This window comes from Planctomycetota bacterium, assembly GCA_016125255.1.
In the GTDB taxonomy this organism is placed as follows: domain Bacteria; phylum Planctomycetota; class Phycisphaerae; order Phycisphaerales; family Zrk34; genus RI-421.
Genome location: WGMD01000017.1, coordinates 1 through 21,338 on the forward strand (window position 1 = coordinate 1; position 21,338 = coordinate 21,338).

Consider the following 21,338-nt stretch of genomic DNA (forward strand, 5'->3'; position numbering starts at 1 on the left):
AAGGGGGAGGGCTTCTGACCCCCCGCCCTTGAGGGCGGGGCTGGGGGCGGGTGAGGCGCATCAGTTCGCGCGGGTTTCGTTTCGATGCGGACGTGGCTTGGTGCTGACACGATTCACCCCCACCCAACCCTCCCCCTCGAAGGGGGAGGGCTTCTGACCCCCCGCCCTTGAGGGCGGGGCTGGGGGCGGGTGAGGCGCATCAGTTTGCGCGGGTTTCGTTTCGATGCGGACGTGGCTTGGGGCTGACACGATTCACCCCCACCCAACCTCCCCCTCAAGGGGGAGGGCTTCTGACCCCCCGCCCTTGAGGGCGGGGCTGGGGGCGGGTGAGGCGCATCAGTTCGCGCGGGTTTCGTTTCGATGCGGACGTGGCTTGGGACTGACACGATTCACCCCCACCCAACCCTCCCCCTCGGAGGGGGAGGGCTTCTGTGCTCTATTGGCAGCTTGTCAAGAACCTGACCGCGCACCATGATGGGGTGATGTCGGAAAAGCGTCATCGCATCAAGCCCGTTCACACGGATCGCGCTCGTCGGCTCCGCCGGGTGATGACCGGGCCGGAGCGGCATTTGTGGAGCGTTCTGAGAGACAAGCAAATCGGGGGATTGCGATTTCGCCGACAGCATCCGGTTGGGCGGTTCATCGCTGACTTTGCATGCCTGGAGGCGCATCTGATTGTCGAGGTCGATGGCGAGAGTCACGTCGGACAATTCGATGCGGACAATGCGCGCACGCGCGAACTGATGCGGCAGGGATTCAAAGTCCTGCGCTTTACAAATGACGAGGTCTTGCAAGCCACGGAAGCCGTTGCGAACACGATCGCGCGTGCGGCGGGTTTGGATTGGTGATCGCATCGATGCGGGCACGGTCTTGGGCTGATGCGATTTACCCCCACCCAACCTCCCCCTCAAGGGGGAGGGGAAGAGGGCGCTAGACTTTCGGGTATGGCCGAATGGGACATCAAGATGTTGCACGATGGGCAGTGTCCGATCTGTTCGCGCGAGGTGGCGATGCTGCGGCGGAAGGATGTGCATCATCGCATCGCTTTTGAGGATATCACCGGGCCGGACTTTGATGCGGGCCGGTACGGTCTGACGCAGGCGGCGGTCGAGGGGCGGATGCACGGCGTGCTGCCGGACGGGCGGATCGTCACGGGCGTGGAGGTTTTTCGACGCACGTACCGGGCGATCGGGCTGGGCTGGCTGGTTGCGCCGACGGGTTGGCCGGTGCTTCGATGGGTGTTTGACGGGTTATACGCCGTTTTTGCGAAGGTTCGGCCCTGGCTGGGGCGCAAGCGGCGTTGCGAGACGGACACATGTCGCCCCGGCCGGTAGCCGATACAATGCCCGGCCCATGAACGAACCGACCCACAAGCCGATCACGCTTTCGACGCTGCGCCGGATGGCGGCGGCGGGGGAGCGCATTGCCGTGTTGACCTGTTATGACGCCACGACGGCGCGCTGGTTATCGCGGGCGGGGTTGCCGGTGCTTTTGGTGGGGGATACGGCGGCGGAGATGATTCTGGGCGAGCCGTCGACGATCCATGTCACGATGGACCTGCTCATCGCGCTGACGCGTGCGGTCAAGCGGGGGGCGCCGGATTGCTTTGTCATGGCGGACATGCCGTTCATGAGCTATCAGGCGTGCGACGCGGAGGCGATCCGCAATGCCGGCCGCTTTCTGAGCGAGGCGCATGCGGATGCGGTCAAGCTCGAAGTCGACGGTTCGTTCGGCGATCTGGTCGGCAAGATGGCGCGGGCGGGGGTGCCGGTGGTGGCGCATCTGGGGTCGAGGCCTCAGCATGTGCATCGCACGGGCGGGTACCGGGCAGCGGGGCGCAGCGCCGCGGATGCGAATCGGCTTGTGGAGGAAGCGCAGCTCATGGAAGCGCGCGGGGCGGTGATGTTGTTACTGGAGGCGACGACGGCGAGCGTGGCGGAGCGGATCGTGGGGAGCGTGAAGATTCCGGTGATCGGCTGCGGGGCCGGGCCGGCGTGTCACGGACATGTGGTGGTGCTGCACGATTTACTGGGTTTGACCGACTGGCACCCGCCGTTCGTCAAACCCAACGCGGCGATCGGCGAAGCGATCGCGCAGTCCGCCAAGCAGTGGATCGAACTGGTCCAGTCGGGGAAGTATCTGAAGGATGATCACCCGTATCGGTGACACGGGGATGGGGGTTGAGCACTCTCAATAACCACCAAGACACCAAGAACACCAAGGTGAAATCAGGGTTTTAGAACGTGTGTGAGAAGATCATTGATCGACGAGCCGCGACCGTCAGGGAGCGGTCGAAACAGGTCACAATGAGCGGCGCCGTGACCGCTCCCTGACGGTCGCGGCTCGTTAAACTCCGCCTTCTCACACACGTTCTTATACACAATGCGGCATTCCTTGGTGACCTTGGTGTCTTGGTGGTTGAGTTCTTTCTGAGGTTTCGGTTTTGCGATGCGCGAAGAAGTGGGCATCGCGGCTCGGGGATTTGGTCGCAATTCGCACAGGGTTTGCGCGTTTGGCGCATGGGGATGGCGGCTGTGCGCGCACCGTGCGCGCGGGTTGATGTAAGTCATTAAAAAACGTCGCATGGATGTGACGCGTCGGGTTCGGCGGTGCGCACGGGCGCGCCGGTGCGCGCTTCGTTGCGTGAAAAGCGTCGGAGGATGCAGGGGATAGGGCGCGAAGGGCGGGGAGCGAGAGCGGTGAAAACGCGGACGTGCGGATGCGCGGGGGAGGATCGGGCTGGGAAACTTTTCGGACGTGGGCGGGGGATGCAGGGCGGGGGGTGAACCTGTCGATCAAATGAGCGTATAGATTCGGAGCGGTGGCATAAACGATGAGCCATTGCACGTGGTACATTTACAAGACAGGAGCGAACCCATGAAGCGTTCAGTAAGCTACGGGCCGGTGATGGTGCTGGCCGTGACGGTGTTGGCGGTGTTGTTGGGCGGTCCGTATGCGATGCGGCAACTGGCGTACGCGGAGCAGGAAGCGCGTGTGAGCCAGGGGCGGCAGACGCTTAAGACGAGCAAGTTGGCGGAGTTGAGCGACGCCTTCCGGGAGGTGGCGAAGGTGGTCGAGCCGTCGGTGGTGCACATTTCGGTGAGCACGAAGGTTTCGGAGCATCCGGTGCATAACCGGCTTGGGCCGAACATTCCCGACGAGTTCCGCCGCTTTTTCCCGGGCATTCCCGATGACCAGGACAACGCCGAGCCCAAGGGCAAGGACGACGACAATCAGGAGTACGACAAGTACGACGTGCCGCAGGCGTACGGGTCGGGCAGCGGTTGGGTGTATGGGCACGGCAATGAGAATTTCATCGTGACCAACAACCACGTCGTCAAGGACGCGGACGAAATCATCGTCAAGTTCTTCGACAAATCGACGCGGAAGGCGACGGTCGTCGGCACCGATCCGCAGACGGACATCGCGGTGCTCAAGGTCGACGACGGCGACCTGCACCCGGCGGCGATCAGCATCAAGCCCGTCGAGCAGGGCGAGATGGTCTTCGCCTTCGGCTCGCCGTTCCAGTTCGATTTCTCCATGAGCCAGGGCATCGTCTCGGGGTCCGGCCGCCGGCTGGGGATCCTCGGCAACATGGGCTATGAGAACTTCATCCAGACCGACGCGGCGATCAACCCCGGCAACTCCGGCGGGCCGCTGTGCAATATCTATGGTGAAGTCATCGGCATGAACTCGGCGATCGCGACGCGCACCGGCGCCAGCAACGGCATCGGCTTCGCGATCCCGTCGGACATGATCAAGGACGTCGTCAACCAGATCATCGACAAGGGCAAGGTGAGCCGGGGCTACCTGGGCGTGTGGATCCGCGATCTGGATGACAAGCTGGCCAAGAGCTTCGGGTACAGCGGGTCGGGCGTGCTGGTGGAGGACCTCGTCGGGGCCGACAGCCCGGCGGGCAAGGGCGGCATGAAGGCCGGTGACATCATCACGAAGATCGAAGGCGTGGAGGTGACCAATGCGTCGGAGCTTCGCCGCGTGGTCGCCCGTTATGCGCCCGGTCAGGTGATCACGGTGGACATCTACCGCGATGGCAAGAATCAGATCCTCAAGATCACGCTGACCGAGCAGCCCAAGAACCCCGAGGTGGCGGCGGCCAACGGCGGGGCGGGTTCGGAGCCGGCCGTGGCGCCGGAGAAGCTCGAGCCGCTGCGTCAGCTCGGGCTTGAGAAGCTCGAGAATTTCACGGAGGGGATGGCCAAGCGTCTGGACGTTCAGTTCACGCCGGGCGTGGTGATCGAGGATGTTCGGGCCGGTTCGGTGGCGGCGGCGGAAGGGCTTCGCCCGGGCGTCGTCGTGACGGAAGTGATGGGCACGCCGGTCAAGAACCTCAAGCAGCTCACGACGGAGATCGCCAAGCACGATCTGAAAAAGGGCGTTCGGCTGCGTGTGATGGCGGGGGATGTGAAGCGATTTGTGCTCCTGGCCCTGCCCGAGTAACGCGATCGCGGACTCACAAAAACCCCATGCCCCCGGCGTCGTCCGGGGGTTTTTTTTTGCCCGTTTTCCTGCTACGCTGTGGGTCTTGCATGCGGGTCCGGCCCGGGCCCATTCTTCAGGAGTATTTCGTATGAGCGACAAAGCTCTGCTCAAGTTGCCCGATGGCAAGACGCTCGAGATGCCCATCGTCGTGGGCACCGAGAACGAGAAGGCCATCGATATCGCCAAGCTGCGTTCGGAGACCGGTTACATCACACTCGACCCCGCCTACGGGAACACCGGCTCGTGCACCAGCGACATCTGCTACATCGACGGCGAAGCGGGCATCCTCCGCTATCGCGGCTACCCCATCGAGCAGCTCGCCGAGCAGAGCTCCTTCGTCGAAGTCGCCTACATGCTCATCTGGGGCAAGCTGCCCAACGAACAGGAGCTGGCCGAGTGGAGCAATCTGCTGGGCAAGAACGCCATGCTCCACGAAGGCCTGCGCTTCGCGTTCAACTCGATCCCGCAGACCGGTCATCCGATGGCGACGCTTTCGTCGATGATCAACGCCATGTCCTGCTACCACCCCGATGTGCTGGAGCTCAAGGACGAGGCGCAGTTCATGCCCATGGCCGCCAAGCTTCTCTCGAAGGTGCGGACGATCGCCGCGTTCAGCTATCGCCAGACGGTCGGTCATCCGATCCGCTATCCCAAGCCGCACCTCGATTACTGCGCCAACTTCCTGCACATGATGTTCTCGATTCCCTACTCGGGCTATGAGCCGGACCCGGATGTGGCCAAGGCGCTCAATCAGATTCTGATTCTGCACGCCGAGCACGAGCAGAACTGCTCGACGTCGACGGTCCGCATGGTCGGCTCGTCGGGGGCGAACCTGTTCACTTCGTGCGCCGCGGGCGTCTGCGCCCTGTGGGGCCCGCTGCACGGCGGGGCGAACGTCGCCGTGCTCGACATGCTCGAACGCATCCGCGGCGGCAAAACCACCGTCAAGGACTTTATGGCCAAAGTCAAGAGCAAGGAAGAGAAGCTCATGGGCTTCGGCCACCGGGTCTACAAGAACTTCGACCCCCGCGCCAAGATCCTCAAGGACGCCTCGGTCAAAGTCCTCGCCAAGCTCGGCGTCAAGGACCCGCTGCTGGACATCGCCCGCGAGCTGGAGGAAATCGCCCTCGCCGACGACTATTTCATCAGCCGCAAGCTCTACCCCAACGTCGACTTCTACTCGGGCATCATCATGCGCGCGATGGGCCTGCCCACCAACATGTTCACCGTCATGTTCGCCATCGGCCGCATGCCCGGCTGGATCGCCCACTGGTACGAAGTCTACCGCGACCCCAATTCGCGCATCAACCGCCCGCGCCAGATCTACACCGGCCCGACCCGGCGCGATTACGTGCCGATGGATAAACGGTCCTGAGACGGCCGGAACGAGAGGGTTAACTGGTTGACTCGTTCACTGGTTAACTGGGAAAGGCAGAAAGACAAGCCGCGCCCCGATGCGATGGTCCTGCCAGTCAACGAATCAACGAGTTAACCAGTTAACCAGTCAACCTCAAATGTCTGAGTCTCCCCTGGGCATCGGTATCATCGGCTGCGGCACCGTCGGCGTCGGTGTCGTCAAGTTGCTCACCGACATGCGCGACGTCTACGCCCGGCGCGTCGGACGCCCGATCGAAATCCGCCGCATCCTCGTCCGCAGCGCCAAGGCGAAGCGCGATGCGGCCGTGCCCGCGAATCTTGTGACCGATGATGCCGACGCGTTCTTCAATGACAAGCGCATCGCCATCATCGTCGAAGTCGCCGGCGGCATCGACCCGGTCGGCAAGTACGTCCGCCGCGCCATCGAGACCGGCCGGCATGTCGTGACCGCCAACAAGTCGCTCCTGGCCGCGCAGGGCGTCGAACTTTTCGCCCTCGCCCGCAAGCACAAGGTCGCCATCGCCTTCGAGGCCTCCTGCGGCGGAGGCATCCCGATTCTCGCCGCCCTGAAATTCGGTCTCGCCGCCAACCGGATTGATGCGCTTTACGGCATTCTCAACGGCACCTGCAATTTCATCCTGACGCAGATGACCGAAGCCGGCGCGTCCTACGCCGACGCCCTCGCCGCCGCGCAGGCCCGGGGCTACGCCGAGGCCGACCCGACCCTTGACGTCTCCGGCGCCGACACCGCGCAGAAGCTTTCCATCATCGCCGCACTGGCGTTCGGCGTGTGCGTCGATGCCGCGGCGGTGAGCTGCCAAGGCATCGACAAACTCCAGAGCGAAGACATCTTCTTCGGCGCCGAGCTGGGCTACACCATCAAGCTGCTGGCCATCGCCCAGCGGACGGACAAGGGCTTGAGTCTGCGGGTGCATCCGTGCTTCGTGCACATGGACGAACCGCTCGCGCAGGTCCGCGCCGCCTACAACGCCCTGAGCGTGTTCGGACACGCGGTCGGACACACGATGTTCTACGGCCACGGCGCCGGTCAAATGCCGACCGCCTCCGCCGTGGTCGGCGATATCCTCAACGTCGCCGCCGGCTGGTATCCGCACGCCTTCGCGTCGATGTGCATCTGGCCCGATCAGCACAAGGCGACCGCCATCGCCAGTCCCGACATCGTGACCAACCGCTACTACCTCCGCATCGCGGCGAAGGATCAGCCGGGCGTGATGGCCAAGGTCGCCGGCGTGCTCGGTGATCACGCCATCAGCATCTCCGCCATCCTCCAGCACGAATCGCCCGACGGCGGATCGTTCGTGCCCCTGATCATCACGACGCACGACGCCCCCGAAGGCGCGATGCGCTCCGCCGCCGCCATCGCCAAACTCGACGTCGTCGCCGACAAACCCGTGTGCCTGCGCATCATCGAACTGCCGAGGGATTAGACGGGCGTCATCCCCATGGCTTTCCCGTTTCGCCGCGAGCCGCAGGCGAGCGCGATGCGACGAATGAACCGGTCCGGCAATCGACCCCCTTGTCCCCTTTGTGATATCATGCACGCGTCGCGAGGGAGCACATCTCAGTGAGCAAGCGCATTTCACGTACGAGGTCCGGCACGAAAAAGCCGCGGCGGGTGGTTGAGACGCCTGATGTGGTGACGGTGGTCGATGATGATGAAATGATTTCGACGACCGGGCGCAAGAACGACCCGCTGCTCGTCGAGGTCGCATGGGAAGTCGTCAACCAGGTCGGCGGCATCTACACCGTCATCCGATCCAAACTCCCGGCCATGGACGCCAAGTGGGCCAAACGCTATTGCGTCGTCGGCCCCTACATGCACCACACCGCCAGCGTCGAGTTCGAACCCGCCACCCCCACCGGCGCGTTCGGACAAGCCGTCAAAAAACTCCGCGAGATGGGCATCGGCGTGCATTACGGGCACTGGCTCGTCACCGGCCGGCCCCGCGCCGTGCTGCTCGACCTGGCGACCGGCTACTCGAAGCTCAATGAAGCGCGCGGCAAGCTCTGGCATCATCACAACGTCCCCACCCCGCACGATGATCAGCTCATCAACGACGTCGTGACCTTCGGCTACCTCGTCGAGCAGTTCCTGGCCGTGCTCGCCGACCGCGAGGCCGGCAAGCGTCCGATCATCGCGCATTTTCACGAATGGATGGGCGCCGCGGCGATTCCCGAAATCCGCCGCCGCATGATCCCCATCACGACCGTCTTCACCACCCACGCCACGATGCTCGGCCGATACATCGCCGCCAACGATCCGTGGTATTACGACCATGTGCCCTTCGTCGACTGGCTCAAGGACGCCCGCCGCTTCCTCATCGAACCGCAGGTCACGCTCGAACGCGCCGCCGCCCACGGCGCGCAGGTGTTGACCACCGTCTCCAACGTCACCGCCTTCGAATGCGAACATCTGCTCGGCCGCAAGGTCGATGTCGTCACGCCCAACGGGCTGAACATCGAACGATTCGTGGCGCTGCATCAATTCCAGAATCTTCACAACACCTACAAGGCGAAGATTCACGAATTCACGATGTCGCATTTCTTCCCCAGTTACGCCTTCGATCTGGACAAGACGCTCTACTTCTTCACGTCCGGCCGGTACGAGTATCGCAACAAGGGCTTTGACATGACGCTCGAAGCCCTCGCCCGACTCAACTGGCGGCTCAAACAGGACAAGATCGACCGCACCGTCGTCTTCTTCCTCGTGACGCGCAAGCCCTATCGCTGCATCAACGCCAACGAGCTTTCGCAGCACGCCATCATGGACGAATTGAAGGCGACCTGCGACGCGATCAAGGAGCAGATCGGCGAGAAGCTTTTCACGCAGACCGCCATGGGCCGCTCGCCCGAGTTCAACGAGCTGGTCGATGAATACTGGCGCCTGCGGCTGCGTCGCACGCGGCAGGCATGGGGCACCGGGCGCTGGCCGGCGATCGTGACGCATGACCTGGTCGATGATCGCAATGACGAGGTGCTCAATCAGATCCGCACCTGCAAGCTCCTCAACGACCGCTCCGATCCGGTCAAGGTCGTGTACCACCCCGAGTTCATTCAGGCGGTCAATCCGCTCTGGGGCCTCGATTACGATCAGTTCGTGCGCGGCTGCCACGCGGGCGTCTTCCCGAGCTACTACGAACCCTGGGGCTACACGCCGCTCGAGTGCATGGCGCTGGGCATTCCGTCGGTGACGAGCGATGTGTCGGGCTTCGGATCGTACGTCATCGACAACATCCCCAATCACGAGGACGCCGGCCTGTACGTCGTGCATCGCCGCTACGCCGACTATCACGCGGCCGTGGACGAGCTGGCCAACCACATGTACAACCTGACCGTGCTGGGCCGGCGCGACCGCATCGCCCTGCGCAACAAGGTCGACCGCTCCGCTGAGCATTTTGACTGGACCAACCTCGTCAAATACTACGATCAGGCCCACGACCTGGCGCTGCAGCGCATGAGCTGACCTACAATCAGACACCCGCCCCCCCGTTTAGCGACGCGGCTTGCCGCGTGCTTCTTCTTCAACGGACCATGCCCATGCTCCGCACCCTTCTGCTCGTCCTGGTATTGACCCCCGCGACCTTCGCCGCCGACTACGCCATCGTCGTCAAACAGGCGACGCTCGACGATGCCGCGTGGAAGCCCGTCATCGACGCGCTTGTGAAAAAGCACGACGGCGTCGTCATCGCGTACGCCGCCGAGGTGACCGAGTCGCGGGAAGCGCTGGCGAAAATGATGCCGCGCTATACGTGTTTCGTCACGAAGCCGGAGGAAGCCGGGCGGGCGATGGTGATCGCGGTGCATCGCATGACGCGCGCGCTCGATGACGATCCGTACACCGACACACGCTGGGCGATCCTCACCGGCTACTCGCCCGACGCCGCCCTGCGGATCGCGCAGGCGAGCGAACCGTTGGTCATCCGCAAAGGCGCCGCCGGCACGCCGATGGATCTGTCGCCGTTTCATGAAGGCGTCTGGTACTCGGAGCGCGACGCGGGGGAGTATGTTGTCAAAAAGCCCGGTGAAAAGGCCGAGAAACAGACCGGCCCCGCCGACTCGACGGCCGAGATCGTCGATACGCTCAACAAGTTCTCGCCCGATCTTTTCATGACCAGCGGGCACGCCACCGAACGCGACTGGCAGATCGGCTACGCCTATCGCAACGGGCAGTTCCGCTGCGCCGATGGCAAACTCTTCGGCCTCGACACCGCCGGCCAGCGCCTCCCCATCGACTCGCCCAATCCGAAAATCTACATGCCCGTCGGCAACTGCCTGATGGGCCACATCGCCGACCGCGATTCGATGGCGCTGGCCTTCATGAACAACGCCGGCGTCAACCAGATGATCGGCTACACCGTCCTGACATGGTTCGGCAAGGCCGGCTGGGGCACGCGCGATTACCTGTTCGATCTGCCCGGACGATACTCGCTCAGTGATGCGTTCTTCTTCAACAACCAGATGATCACGCGCGAACTGATCGACCGTTTCCCCAAGTCCCTCGACTACGTCAACACGCACTGGGACCTGCAGCACGATCCGCGCGCCCTGGCACGCATCGCCGGTGAACTGGGCTACACGCAGTTCGACCAGACGACGCAACAGAACGTCGGCCTCATCTGGGACCGCGACACGCTCGCCCTCTACGGCGACCCCGCCTGGGACGCCCGCCTCGACGCCGCCGACCTGCCCGTCAAAACGCAACTGTCGCGCGACGGAAATACGTGGACTTACACCATGACGGCGACGCGGAACATCCAACCCGCCCGCCCCCTCGCCGACTTCCTCCCGCAGCGCGTCAAAAACGTGAAGCTCACCACCGGCGCCGAGTTCGCGCCCGTCATCACCGATGACTTCATCCTCCTCGAAAAAACCCCGGTCCTCGAAGCGGGCAAAACCTACACCGTAACCTTCACCGCCGATCCGATTGAGTGATGCTTGAACCCTCCCCCTTGAGGGGGAGGGCAGGGTGGGGGTGAATCGCATCAGTTCAAATGCGTCTGTTTGCGCGTCCACACATCCGTGCGCGCGACGGATGCGATCATGGCGGAACGCGACATGACTGGACTGATACGCCTCACCCTCCCCCAGCCCCTCCCTGAAAGGGAGGGGGGAAGAGCATTCACTCCCCGATCGCACCGGGCAGCGGTTTGGCGATTTTGTCAGAGGTCGACGCGAAGTCTTCGTGCAGGGCGGCGCTGATCGTGGGGGCGATCTGCGATTGGGTCACTTCGATGTTCTCGCGCAGGCCCATCGCCTTCGTGTCGGGGCCCATGACGGCGATCCAGATGCGGTTGGATTCGGGGATGGATTTGCCGTGGCTGGTCCAGTTCTGCCCGGCAGCGCCGCGGCCGTGATCGGTGGAGAGGATCAGCGTGGTTTTGCCGGCGTACTGCGGGTCGGACTGGCAGTATTCCCATACGCGCCGAATGAAATCATCGCCCTGATGCATCGCGTGCAGGTACAGATCGTATCGCCGGCCGTGGCCCCATTCGTCGGTCTCGCCGAGCATGACGTACAGCACGCGCGGCTTGTTCGTGGTGAGCGTGCGCCAGGCGGATTGCATCGTCACGGCGTCGAAGCGCGCCCCGTCCCAATACGCGGGCAGGTCCGCGGCGATCTGATTGAGCGTGTGCTCCTCGGGCGTTTGCGGATCGAGAATCGGCGGGCCGTCGCCGTTGGCGGGGAGCTTGGAGCGATCGACGTTGAGAATGTACGGCAGCACGTCCCACGACCCGGCGGCATAGACGCGGCCCTCGAAGCCGGGGCGAGCATTGAGGTATTCCAGAACGGTGACGTTGGGATTGGGGACTTTGTTGTTGGAGTCGATGTGCTCATCATCGGGTCGGCCGGTGAGCATTTCGTTGTAGCCGGGGTAGGAGAAGCGCATGTCGTTGGCGACATGCGCGAGGGACCCGTGCGCGTCGTCGCCGAAGACCTGGCCGTGTTTGGCGACGACGGTCCAGAAGAAGGGCATGAGCTTCGCGCGCCGCTGCTCGGGCGTGTCGGCCTTGTACAGATCGGCGACGGGTGCGGGGTTGCGGATGCCGCCTTCCTTTGGAGTCAATAGTTCATCTTGCGCGCCGCCGAAGACTTCCTGCCAGCGCGTGCCGTCCATGGTGATGAAGATGACGTTTTGGGTTTTGGTTTGAGCGAGTGCGGTGTTGGCGAGGAGGACGCAGGCGAGGAGGAAGTTGCGCATGTTTGCACCGTGATGAAAGCGCGGGGCGTTGCCCCGCCGCTAAACGGGATCGACGGCGGTGGCGGGTCAGCGCGTCGAGAAGCGGAAGGTCATGTGATGTTCGTACGTCTGGCCGGGGCGGAGGATCGGGCTGGGGAAGTTCGGGTGGTTGATCGCATCGGGGAAGGTCTGGGTTTCCAGGCACAGACCGGCGTGCTGCTGATAGACAACGCCATGCTTGCCGGTCACCGTGCCATCGAGGAAGTTACCGGTGTAAAGCTGCACGCCGGGTTGATCGGCCGAGAGCTGCATCACGCGACCGGACGCCGGGTCGTACACCTCGGCGACGGGGCGCATCTGATGCGCCGGGCCGTCGACGACGAAGTTATGGTCATACCCCTTGCCGGGCCCTGCGCGGAGGGCGTCAATGTCGCGCCCGATTTCCTTGGGCTTGCGGAAGTCGAAGGGCGTTCCGGCGACGGGGGCCAGCTCGCCGGTGGGAATCTGCGTGTCATCGGTCGGCGTGTACTTGTCGGCATGCAGCGTGAGCACATCATCGAGCACATTCTTCGATGGATCCCCGCCGAGGTTCCAATACGTGTGCTGCGCCAGATTGACGATCGTCGGCGCATCGGTCACCGCGGACATCTCGACCTTCAGCTCGTTGTCATTGGTCAGCGTGTAAATCACCGTGACCGTCACCTTGCCCGGATAGTGTTCATCGCCATCGGGGCTGACGAGCGTGAGCTTCAGCGATGGGCCGTCGGATGTTTCCATCGGCTCGCCGGACCAGACGAGCTTGTCGAATCCGACGATGCCGCCGTGCAGATGGTTCACGCCATTGTTGACGGCGAGCTGGTACTTCTTGCCGTCGAGTTCGAACTGTCCCTTGGCGATGCGATTGGCGCACCTTCCGGCGATGACGCCGAAGTAGGGGTGCCCCTTGACGTAGTCCGCGAGGTTGTCGAAGCCAAGGACGACGTCGGCGAATTGTCCGTGGCGATCGGGGAGGTGCAGTTCGGTGAGGGTGGCGCCGTAGCTCGTGATTTTGGCGACGAGTCCGTGGATGTTGGTCAGCGTGTAGAGCTGAACGGGATGGTTGGAGGCGGCGCCCCAGTCGTTGGTCACGATTTTTCCTTTGATGCTCGTGCAGCAGGCGGCGAGGGGAAAGATGAGCAGGGCCAGTAGGACGATGCGGACGGTGCGTTGCATGGGTCTGCCTCGATTGCCGGTTCGTCGCGGTGGAGTTGAGGGTTGCCATGATAAAAGCGTCGGCGGGGCGGGGCAACGGGCGGAGGGTCAATCGCTATAATCCCGCCATGAAATACGCGATCATTCTTCCCGACGGGGCGGCGGATCATCCGCTTGAGGCATTGGAGGGGCGGACCCCGTTCCAGGTCGCCCGCAAGCCGAACATCGACGCGATCGCCATCGAAGGTCGTCAAGGCACCGTCGCCACGACGCCGGAGGGTTACGCCGCCGGTTCGGACATCTGCTCGATGGCCCTGCTCGGTTATGACCCGGTGCAGTATCACCCCGGCCGCGCCCCGCTGGAGGCGGCGGCGATGGGCCTGCCCATCGAGCCGGGTCAATGGGTCTTCCGCTGCAATCTCGTGACGGTGATCGACGGCGAGATGGCCGACCACTCCGCCGGTCACATTCAAAGCCCCGAGGGCCGGCGGCTCCTGGCCGACTTCGCGGCGATGATTCAATCCAGCGGTCTGGCCGACGGTTTGGATTTTTATCCGGGTGTGAGCTACCGCAACATCATGGTCGATCGCTCCGGGCGGACATATGACGAATTGATCACCACGCCGCCGCACGACATTCCCGGCGAGGCGATCCGCAAGTATCTGCCCAAGGGCGGCGAGCACGCCGCGCTGATTCAGAAGCTCATCGCCGCCAGCGCCGAGCTGTTCGCCAATCACGAAGTGAACATGACGCGTCGCGAGATGGGCGAGCGGGAGGCGACGCATGTCTGGCTCTGGGGCCAGGGCACGCCGCGCGTGATCGATTCGTTTGAGAAGCGTTTCGGTCTGCGCGGGGCGATGATCACAGCCGTGGACCTCCTCGCCGGCATCGCCGCGCTGATCGGATGGGACCGGCTCCACGTCGACGGGATCACCGGCTACCACGACACCAACTACATCGGCAAAGGCCAGGTCGCCTGCGACGCGCTCGATCACTACGACGTGGTCGCGGTGCACATCGAAGCGCCCGACGAGGCGAGTCATCAGGCCGACGCGGCGACGAAAGTGGCGAGCATCGAAGCGATCGACAAACACATCGTCGCGCCGATTCTCAAGAAGCTCAAGACGTATGACGAGGGCTGGCGCGTGCTGCTCATGCCCGATCATTACACCTGCGTCGAGACGCGCAAGCACGACCCGACCCCGCCGCCGTTCTGCATGGCGGGCAAAAACATCACCGGCGTCCGCCATCAGCCCTTCACCGAAGAAAACGCCATCCACTCGGACCTGCACATCGAGTACGGCCACGAACTGATGGAGTTCTTCCTCCGCAGCGGGCTTTGACCCCCGGAAGTTGCTGTTCAGCGACGCCGCTTCTTGCCGTGAGCGTGTCGAACGGGCGGCGTGTTTGCCTTGACGTTTCGTTCACGTTCCGGGAAACTCTCCGCCGTGGGAGCCCGTTCATGAGCGAGCCGAAAATCGTCTGCGAGGGATGCGGCAAACAGTACGCATGGAAGGAATCGCTGGCCGGCAAAAAGGTCAAGTGCAAGTGCGGTCACGTCATGCGCATCCCCGACAAGCCGCCCGTCGAAGACGACGGCCTGGGCCCGCTTGAACTGGAATTCGCCGACACGCCCTCGCATCTGGCCCCGCCGCCGCCGCCCCCTCCCAAAGCCAAACCCGCCGAGCCCAAGCCGCCCGCCATCGACACCGATGACATCAGTTTCATGGACGTACCCGCCAAAGCGCCCGAGCCGGCCGTGCCCGAAGGCGGCTGCCCCTCGTGCGGCGCGCCCCTCGCCGACGGCGCGGTGATCTGCATCCAGTGCGGGTTCAACGTCAAAGCCGGCAAAAAACTCGGCACGGAAAAGGGCGAAGTCGAAGTCGAAGAAGGCGCCGCCTCCGCCATGCTTGGCAAACTCAAGGGCCTGTTCAAGCGCAAGTCCAAAGAGTGAGGCACGTCACACGTCGCCTGTAACCGGGTCGCTACGCGACCCCGGTTCCCAGATCACGTCGCATCTCCTCAATTCGATACCCGAACCCCGCCCCACGGATTGTTGAAAGATCGACGCATCCGCCGCGCCGTTGGTACAAGCCGGGGTGGACGTGCGCTTCGATATCCGATGCCGCGGGGTAGAACTGGCACGCATTGGTTTCGACGCCCATGATCGTCCCCGCGTGGGCCGCAAGCTGCACATGCGGGATCATCGCCAGCATCGGGTTCGTCAGATCCTGCACCATCAGCGGCATGCCGTGCGCCTTCGCCCAGCACAGACTCAGCAGCGCCCCCGTCTGCGTCTTGCATGTCTTAAGCGCGACGCCCGTCCAGCCCAGCGCCCGCCCGAGCCGCACATGCTCCCAGTCGTGCGCGCTCTCGTCGAGAAACAAGGGCTTCCGGGCCGACACGCTGTGCACATCGATCGGGTGCGCGCGGAGTTCATACGGGAACGGCTGCTCGACGTAGAGAATCATGCCGTACAGCTTCGGGTCCGTGTCGCGCAGGCGATCGAGGATGGCGTTGACGTAGTCGGGGTCGGTCACGGTGCAGTTGAAATCGACGCTGAGCCAGTCGACGCCGCGTGCTCGGGCGATGGCGCCGACGCGGCGGAGGCGCTCCTCGTCCCACGCCCCGTCGTTGCCCCGCAGCTTGATCTTCAGACACGTCAGCCCGTCGCGCTCGATCCATTTTTCGAGCGTCACGGGGTAGCCGTCATCGGGTTCATCGCCTTTCAGATCGCCCGCCGTCAGCGCGTCCAGTCCGCCGACGAGGTGCCACGCGCGGAGCGTTTTGGCCGGATTTTGAAGGAGAAAACGATCGGGACACACGCCGGCGAAGCTCACGGCCGCGCCCTCGGCGGGCGTCAGAAAATGCGACAGGTCATGCGACAAAAATTCGCGGCGATACGTTTCGTACACCGGTTTGTCATGCAACCGGCCGTACGCGTCATGCGTCGCGATATCGACGACGCTCATGCATAGAAGCGCCGCCAGATGGGGCAATTGATCATCTGCGGCGCGCGAAGCATTGAAGCGCGCCAATAGATCGTGCAGCACATGCCGCTCGAACGCGTGGCCGATTTCCAGCGCATGACCCCGATGATCGAACGAAGCCCATGCTTCCGTCAACGCGATGCAGAATTGTTTGAGCGCTTCGTGGCGCGGTTCGTACGGTTTGCTGCTGGGCCAAACCCATTGCACGCTCAGCGGCGTCTCGCCCCAGCCCTCGGCGCTTCGACCGCTCGCATCGCTGACGCGCACGGCGGCGCGGGCGCACGTGACGCTCGTCAGCGATTCGGAGCCGAACTTGAGCGGGACGCGCGTCGTGACGGGCAGGAAATACAGACGCGCGGCGTCGATGGTGATGTCGGTCGGTCGGGTCATGGGTAGAGACTACTTTCGATGACACGGGCGAGCCAGCGGTCGCCGGTCAGCCGCGAAAGTTCGATGGTGGCGCTGACGCGGCGGAAGTACACGCGGAGCAGGGCGGCTTCGAGGGTCCAGCTTCGCACGATCACCGAGCCGACGTCGATGCGATGCACCTCGCCGCGGTTTTGGGTCATCGGGCCTTCGTAGCTCAGGTACGCCCGTCGGTGGTCGCCGAGGCGGGTCAAGTCCAGCGAACGGCCGAGGGTCCAATCGGCCGGTGGCGCGTCGACGCGCCAGGTCGCCAGCGGCGGGGCCGGGGCGGCAATGAGCGGATTTTCGACCATCCAGTCGAAATGCGCCCCGTCCGTCCGGCGATGTTCGAGCACGACGCTTGCCCAGGTCCGCATAAGTCCCTTCCTTGTTTCAGCCGCCCGCTCGGCGTATCTTGTTGGGTCGTTCCACTCAACGCAAGGACCATGACCGATGAGAGCTTCTTTGGCATTGGCGGCGATGATGATGATTCTGGGCGGGTGCGTGTCGGAACTGCCCGTCGACTCGGTGCGCGTCAACGCCTACGACGCCTACCGGGCCGGCGACGTGGACACCGCGACGACGAAGTTCACCGAATGCGTCGACCGCGACGCCACGGACTACAAGAGCCATTACTACCTCGGGCAGCTCGCGCTGAGGAAGCTGATGGACCCGGGGTTGGCGCAGCGGCATCTTGAGCTGGCCCTGTCGCTGTACGAGTCGCATCTGCGGCATCCGTGGGTCATGTCCGCCGGGGCGCCCGAGACGTACGTCCCCGCGCCCACCCGGCAGCAGATCACCGACGCCCTCGCCGAGGCGATTTATCAGCAGCGCAATCAGCCGCAGCTCATGAGCTTTCTCCGCGATGTGATCGACAAGTACGGCGAGAGCGGCGACTACCTCCGCCAGGCGACCTATCTCGTCAAAGCCGGCGACCACGACGCGGCCAAGCAGGCCTACCAGAACGCCATCAAAGTCGCCCCCAAGACCGACACCGCGCCCTACCTGGCGTTCGCCGATTTTTACGATTCGATCAACGCCCGCGACGCCGCCCTGCACGAACTTCAGATCGCCTACGGCATCGACCCGACCACGCCCGGCCTCGCCGACGCCATCCGCGCCCACGGCCTCGTCCCCGGGCCGACCATCGCGCTCCCGCCCGATCCTATCGAGTAATCCGCCCGTTTCGCCCCCCGTTCCGCCGGCCGAAACGAATTTTGGATATTTTGCTCCATTTTTCGCGCCGACAGTGGGCCGGCCGGTTTTCGGACCTATGATCTAATGACGGGAAAAGGAACGTCGTCGGAAAACGCCCGGCTGTTTCCTTCTGAGAGGATGCCCGACATGAACACGCAGTTCCATCTCAATCCCGAACTTCAATCGCAACTTCTGGCTTCGATCGATCAATATGCCGATGCGGCCTGGCGCGACAAGCTGCGCCGATGCGCGCCGCAGATCATCGCGCTCGTCTGCGATTCGCATGATCAGCCGGTGCGCCACCTTCAGCACCCCATCCGCGAGCTGATCGTCGAGCATTGCCTCTGCGGCGCCGGTCAGAACGATGCCGACCCGCATACCGTCGACCGGCACGTCAAGCTGGTGCTCGCGGAGCTGGAGAAGCTCCGCGGATTTCAGATCACCGCCGGCGACTGGTCCGACGCCCCCGTCCCGCCGCAGATGTTCGGCTGACCCGCTGTAAAGCCGCGACCGCCGGTCGCGCTTCCCTTTCATGATTTGACGAATGCGAAGAGCGCGACCGTCGGTCGCGGCTTCACACTGAGCGCGCGCCCCAAACCATTTCGCGCCACACGAGCGGACTGAGCAGTCCGCGGTGGTGGTAGAACACGATCTGTGCGAGCTTCATCGCCGCCGGGCTGTCGATCGCCAGGTCGTACACCCAATTCGCCGGTCGGCGGTCGAAGGCGAAGCGCATGAGGCGTTTGAACAAAAACGTCGGCAATTCCCGGCGAATCGCGCGGGCCGGGTCGGGACCGGCGTCGAGCAGATGATCGCAGATCGCCACGCCGGCGAGCCGCCCGTAGTGGATCGCGGTGTGAATGCCCCCGGCGGTGAGCGGCGAGACGAGACCGGCCGCATCGCCGACGAGCATGACGCGCCGCGTGCTCATCCGCCGCACCGGTCCGCCGACGGGAATCACCCCCGCGCGATGACCGACGATCTTCGCATCGTCGAAGTTGAACACCCGGCGCAGTTTCGTCACGAACGCATCGAGATCGAGTCGGCAGGGCTTCTTCGCGGCGAGGCCGACCTGCGTGATCCCGTTCACGCCCGGCACCGCCCATGCGATGTACCCCGGCGCGAGCTGCGAATCGAGAAACACGTGCAGGCGATCTTCATCGATGTCGCGCACGCCTTCGTACTCCGCCTCGATGCCCGCGAGCAGATGACGATTGCGCCCCAGCGAAAAATCCTCCGCCACGCGCGACCGCGCCCCGTCCGCCCCGACCAGATAATCGCACACGATCGGCGACCGATTCAATGTGATGCGGTCACCGTCATGGGTCGCACCGACATACGGCGATTTGCATCGCACTTCCGCGCCGGCCGAGCGCGCCTGATCCGCCCACCATCGCAACAGGGCGGTGGTGTCGGTGGCGAGGAAGTAGTAGCCGGGGCGCGTCAGATCGACGTGATGCATCGACGGGCTGTAGAGCCGCACGCCGTGGATTTTGCGGGTCATCGAGCGGGGCACGTCCCATTCGTCGGCGACTTCCTTGACGAGCAGCCCGGTCGTATGCGGCGACTGGCCGGGCGAAAGTCGCCGTTCGAGCACGAGCGTATCGAGCCCGCGCGATGCGGCCGCCTGTGCGCAGGCCAGACCGGCGAACGAGCCCCCGACGACGACCAGGTCGCGTTTTTGATGGGTCATGCCCCTTGTTACGCCGCGGCGGCGGGGCGGGTTTGGTGAACAGCCGTCAATTCGTCGGGTGCGTCATGCGGCCCATGAAGACGATCGCCCCGGTGGCGTTGTGGCGGATGAGGTACATGAACGGGCGGTCGGCGCTGAAGGTCGGGGTGAACGGCTCGTCGATCGGGGCCGAGAGCGTCCCGGCCATCATGACCGCCGTGACCGCCGCCGCCTCGGTGCCTTTTTCGTTGACCTCGACGAAGGCCTTGTGCAGCACGCCGGTGATGTAGAGCCGATCCTGCGGATCGGTGCTGGTGGTCATGCCCGAAAAGTCCGCCCCGCCCGCCGCATCGCGCGGGTCCGTGAACGCCCGCTTCATGCCCATCGCCATCAGCGGCTCGCCCAGCGCGTACTCCGTTTCGAGCTTGAATCGCGGCAGATTCACATTGACCTGGCGCTTCTGTAACTGGCCGATCCATGTCGCCAGTTTCCCGCTGGTCATCATCTTCTCGATCGCCGGCAAGCCGTCCGCCCGATCGGGCGCGATCACGATCATCGACAGCGCCCCGCCCTTGTACGGCAGATCCACCATGGCGAATCCGCCCGGCTCGGGGTACAGCCCCTTCGTCTGACCGCGCGCGATCCGCCGCGGCGTGTCGAACAGCGCGCCCGTCGCATCAAACGCCCCGTACCGCCCGCCGCCCATTTCCTCCGCGTGCATCATCTTCGCCATCGCTTTGTTGCCATCGGCGAGCGCGAACGGCGCGTCGTTCGTGTTCTTCGCATCGAACGGCGTGGACCATTCGCCTTTGAAGTAGATCGCATTGGTAAGGATGAGCCGAAGCAACTTCGCTTCGTCGGGGTCGAGTTCGGGGATGATGTCCTTGATGCGGTCGTGGGTTTTCAGAGCGGCCCACTCATTGATGCGCTTCCGCGCGGCGGGGAAGTCATGGCGGAAGTCGACATTGAACACGCCCGCCGTGCCGAACGCTTTGTCGATCGCATCGACGTAGCTCGGATCGAACGGATACGTCCGCTCGCCCCACAGCGCATTGGCGACGTTCAGTTCGTACGGATCAATCGTCGGCGCGAGCGCGTTGATCGCCTCGGCGAGCTGGCGGCTGTGCTGCTGCGCCTCGTTCGCTTCCTTCCATTGCTGACGCTCCTGCAGCCGGGCGACCTGCGCTTGGGCGTCCGCCAGTTGCTTGCGAAGCGCCGCCAGCTTCTGGCGCGCCGCCGGGTCGACGGCGGGGGGCTTCATCAAGGCGTCCGCCGCGCCGAGCCCCGAGTTCAGATGAGCGGTGTCCCACGGCCGGTCCCCCGGCTCGCGCGACCGCAGCGCGTCGGGCAGGTTCAACACCCGGCCCATTTCCTCGGCCGTGGCCCCCCGGGCGCCCTGCATCGCCATCGCCAGCGCCTCGGTGATCGACCACGGCGAGAAGAACACATTGTCCGCCCTATGCCGCTCGACCAACTGCCGGTACAAATCGACGCCGAACGCATTGCTCGCCCCCGCCCCCAGATTCATCGGGTCCGGCGTCGCCCCCGCCCCCGCGCCCGGAACCGCCCCGAACGAGAGGCCGACAAGAATTGTCGCAACACATGTTTTGGCAACATGATACATGATGGACTCCCTCTGATGTTCGCTCCGGCGCAAACGCTCGCCGTGGGCTCGCGGCTCAACGGGGCGGCGGATTGCCGGGCTTCACACCATAGCAGACGCCCCCGGACGGGCGGCGCTCGACGCGGGGGACAATTTTTCAATTCGGCGGGGGGTTTGACTCGATTCGGATATGATGCAATACTT

18 protein-coding genes are annotated in these 21,338 nt (G+C 64.1%); 12 read left to right on the forward strand and 6 right to left on the reverse strand.

Annotated features, from left to right (window positions below; genetic code table 11):
- Positions 1-482 precede the first annotated feature (482 nt).
- From GC162_13425 to GC162_13460, 8 genes are all read left to right on the forward strand, one after another.
- The gene (locus tag GC162_13425) at positions 483-848 is read left to right on the forward strand and encodes a DUF559 domain-containing protein (GenBank protein ID MBI1369640.1); all 366 of its coding nucleotides are present in this window, start codon (positions 483-485) and stop codon (positions 846-848) included.
- 30 nt (positions 849-878) lie between these two features.
- The gene (locus tag GC162_13430) at positions 879-1,334 is read left to right on the forward strand and encodes a DUF393 domain-containing protein (protein MBI1369641.1); all 456 of its coding nucleotides are present in this window, start codon (positions 879-881) and stop codon (positions 1,332-1,334) included.
- A 19-nt stretch (positions 1,335-1,353) separates the two neighbouring features.
- Complete coding sequence (gene panB, locus GC162_13435; GenBank protein ID MBI1369642.1) at positions 1,354-2,166, forward strand: 3-methyl-2-oxobutanoate hydroxymethyltransferase; 813 nt, start codon at positions 1,354-1,356, stop codon at positions 2,164-2,166.
- Between the two features lie 711 nt (positions 2,167-2,877).
- Entirely contained in the window at positions 2,878-4,458 is a 1,581-nt protein-coding gene (locus GC162_13440; GenBank protein MBI1369643.1) for a PDZ domain-containing protein, read from the forward strand.
- A gap of 130 nt (positions 4,459-4,588) precedes the next feature.
- Positions 4,589-5,875: a citrate synthase gene (locus tag GC162_13445; protein MBI1369644.1), complete on the forward strand. Its 1,287-nt coding sequence runs from the start codon at positions 4,589-4,591 to the stop codon at positions 5,873-5,875.
- Between the two features lie 79 nt (positions 5,876-5,954).
- Complete coding sequence (locus tag GC162_13450) at positions 5,955-7,325, forward strand: homoserine dehydrogenase (GenBank protein MBI1369645.1); 1,371 nt, start codon at positions 5,955-5,957, stop codon at positions 7,323-7,325.
- A gap of 233 nt (positions 7,326-7,558) precedes the next feature.
- Positions 7,559-9,361, forward strand: coding sequence for a glycosyltransferase (locus GC162_13455; GenBank protein MBI1369646.1), 1,803 nt, complete (start codon positions 7,559-7,561; stop codon positions 9,359-9,361).
- A 74-nt stretch (positions 9,362-9,435) separates the two neighbouring features.
- Positions 9,436-10,830: a hypothetical protein gene (locus tag GC162_13460; GenBank protein MBI1369647.1), complete on the forward strand. Its 1,395-nt coding sequence runs from the start codon at positions 9,436-9,438 to the stop codon at positions 10,828-10,830.
- 187 nt (positions 10,831-11,017) lie between these two features.
- Here GC162_13460 and GC162_13465 read toward each other — a convergent pair whose 3' ends face one another.
- Together GC162_13465 and GC162_13470 are read right to left on the reverse strand one after the other, a co-directional pair.
- Positions 11,018-12,097 carry a hypothetical protein gene (locus tag GC162_13465; protein ID MBI1369648.1) on the reverse strand — a complete coding sequence of 360 codons (1,080 nt, stop codon included), beginning with the start codon at positions 12,095-12,097 and terminating at the stop codon, positions 11,018-11,020.
- Between the two features lie 66 nt (positions 12,098-12,163).
- Positions 12,164-13,288 carry a galactose-1-epimerase gene (locus GC162_13470; protein ID MBI1369649.1) on the reverse strand — a complete coding sequence of 375 codons (1,125 nt, stop codon included), beginning with the start codon at positions 13,286-13,288 and terminating at the stop codon, positions 12,164-12,166.
- A 47-nt stretch (positions 13,289-13,335) separates the two neighbouring features.
- On the opposite strand from GC162_13470, the gene GC162_13475 reads away from it, so the two are divergent.
- Positions 13,336-14,610, forward strand: a complete 1,275-nt coding sequence (locus tag GC162_13475) for a cofactor-independent phosphoglycerate mutase (GenBank protein MBI1369650.1) — start codon at positions 13,336-13,338, stop codon at positions 14,608-14,610.
- 119 nt (positions 14,611-14,729) lie between these two features.
- Complete coding sequence (locus GC162_13480; protein MBI1369651.1) at positions 14,730-15,221, forward strand: zinc-ribbon domain-containing protein; 492 nt, start codon at positions 14,730-14,732, stop codon at positions 15,219-15,221.
- A gap of 31 nt (positions 15,222-15,252) precedes the next feature.
- Here GC162_13480 and GC162_13485 read toward each other — a convergent pair whose 3' ends face one another.
- Together GC162_13485 and GC162_13490 are read right to left on the reverse strand one after the other, a co-directional pair.
- A complete protein-coding gene (locus GC162_13485; protein MBI1369652.1) occupies positions 15,253-16,647 on the reverse strand; it encodes a hypothetical protein in 1,395 nt (464 codons plus the stop codon).
- Complete coding sequence (locus GC162_13490) at positions 16,644-17,039, reverse strand: hypothetical protein (protein MBI1369653.1); 396 nt, start codon at positions 17,037-17,039, stop codon at positions 16,644-16,646. The genes GC162_13485 and GC162_13490 overlap by 4 nt, the downstream gene beginning before the upstream one ends.
- A 76-nt stretch (positions 17,040-17,115) precedes the next feature.
- Here GC162_13490 and GC162_13495 point away from each other — a divergent pair, with 76 nt between their 5' ends.
- A complete protein-coding gene (locus tag GC162_13495) occupies positions 17,116-17,838 on the forward strand; it encodes a tetratricopeptide repeat protein (protein ID MBI1369654.1) in 723 nt (240 codons plus the stop codon).
- Positions 17,839-18,006: 168 nt separating this feature from the next.
- Positions 18,007-18,351: a hypothetical protein gene (locus GC162_13500; protein MBI1369655.1), complete on the forward strand. Its 345-nt coding sequence runs from the start codon at positions 18,007-18,009 to the stop codon at positions 18,349-18,351.
- Between the two features lie 82 nt (positions 18,352-18,433).
- Here GC162_13500 and GC162_13505 read toward each other — a convergent pair whose 3' ends face one another.
- On the reverse strand, positions 18,434-19,552 hold the full coding sequence (locus tag GC162_13505; GenBank protein MBI1369656.1) for an FAD-dependent oxidoreductase: 1,119 nt from the start codon (positions 19,550-19,552) through the stop codon (positions 18,434-18,436).
- A gap of 46 nt (positions 19,553-19,598) precedes the next feature.
- A complete protein-coding gene (locus tag GC162_13510; GenBank protein MBI1369657.1) occupies positions 19,599-21,155 on the reverse strand; it encodes a hypothetical protein in 1,557 nt (518 codons plus the stop codon).
- Between the last annotated feature and the right edge of the window lie 183 nt (positions 21,156-21,338).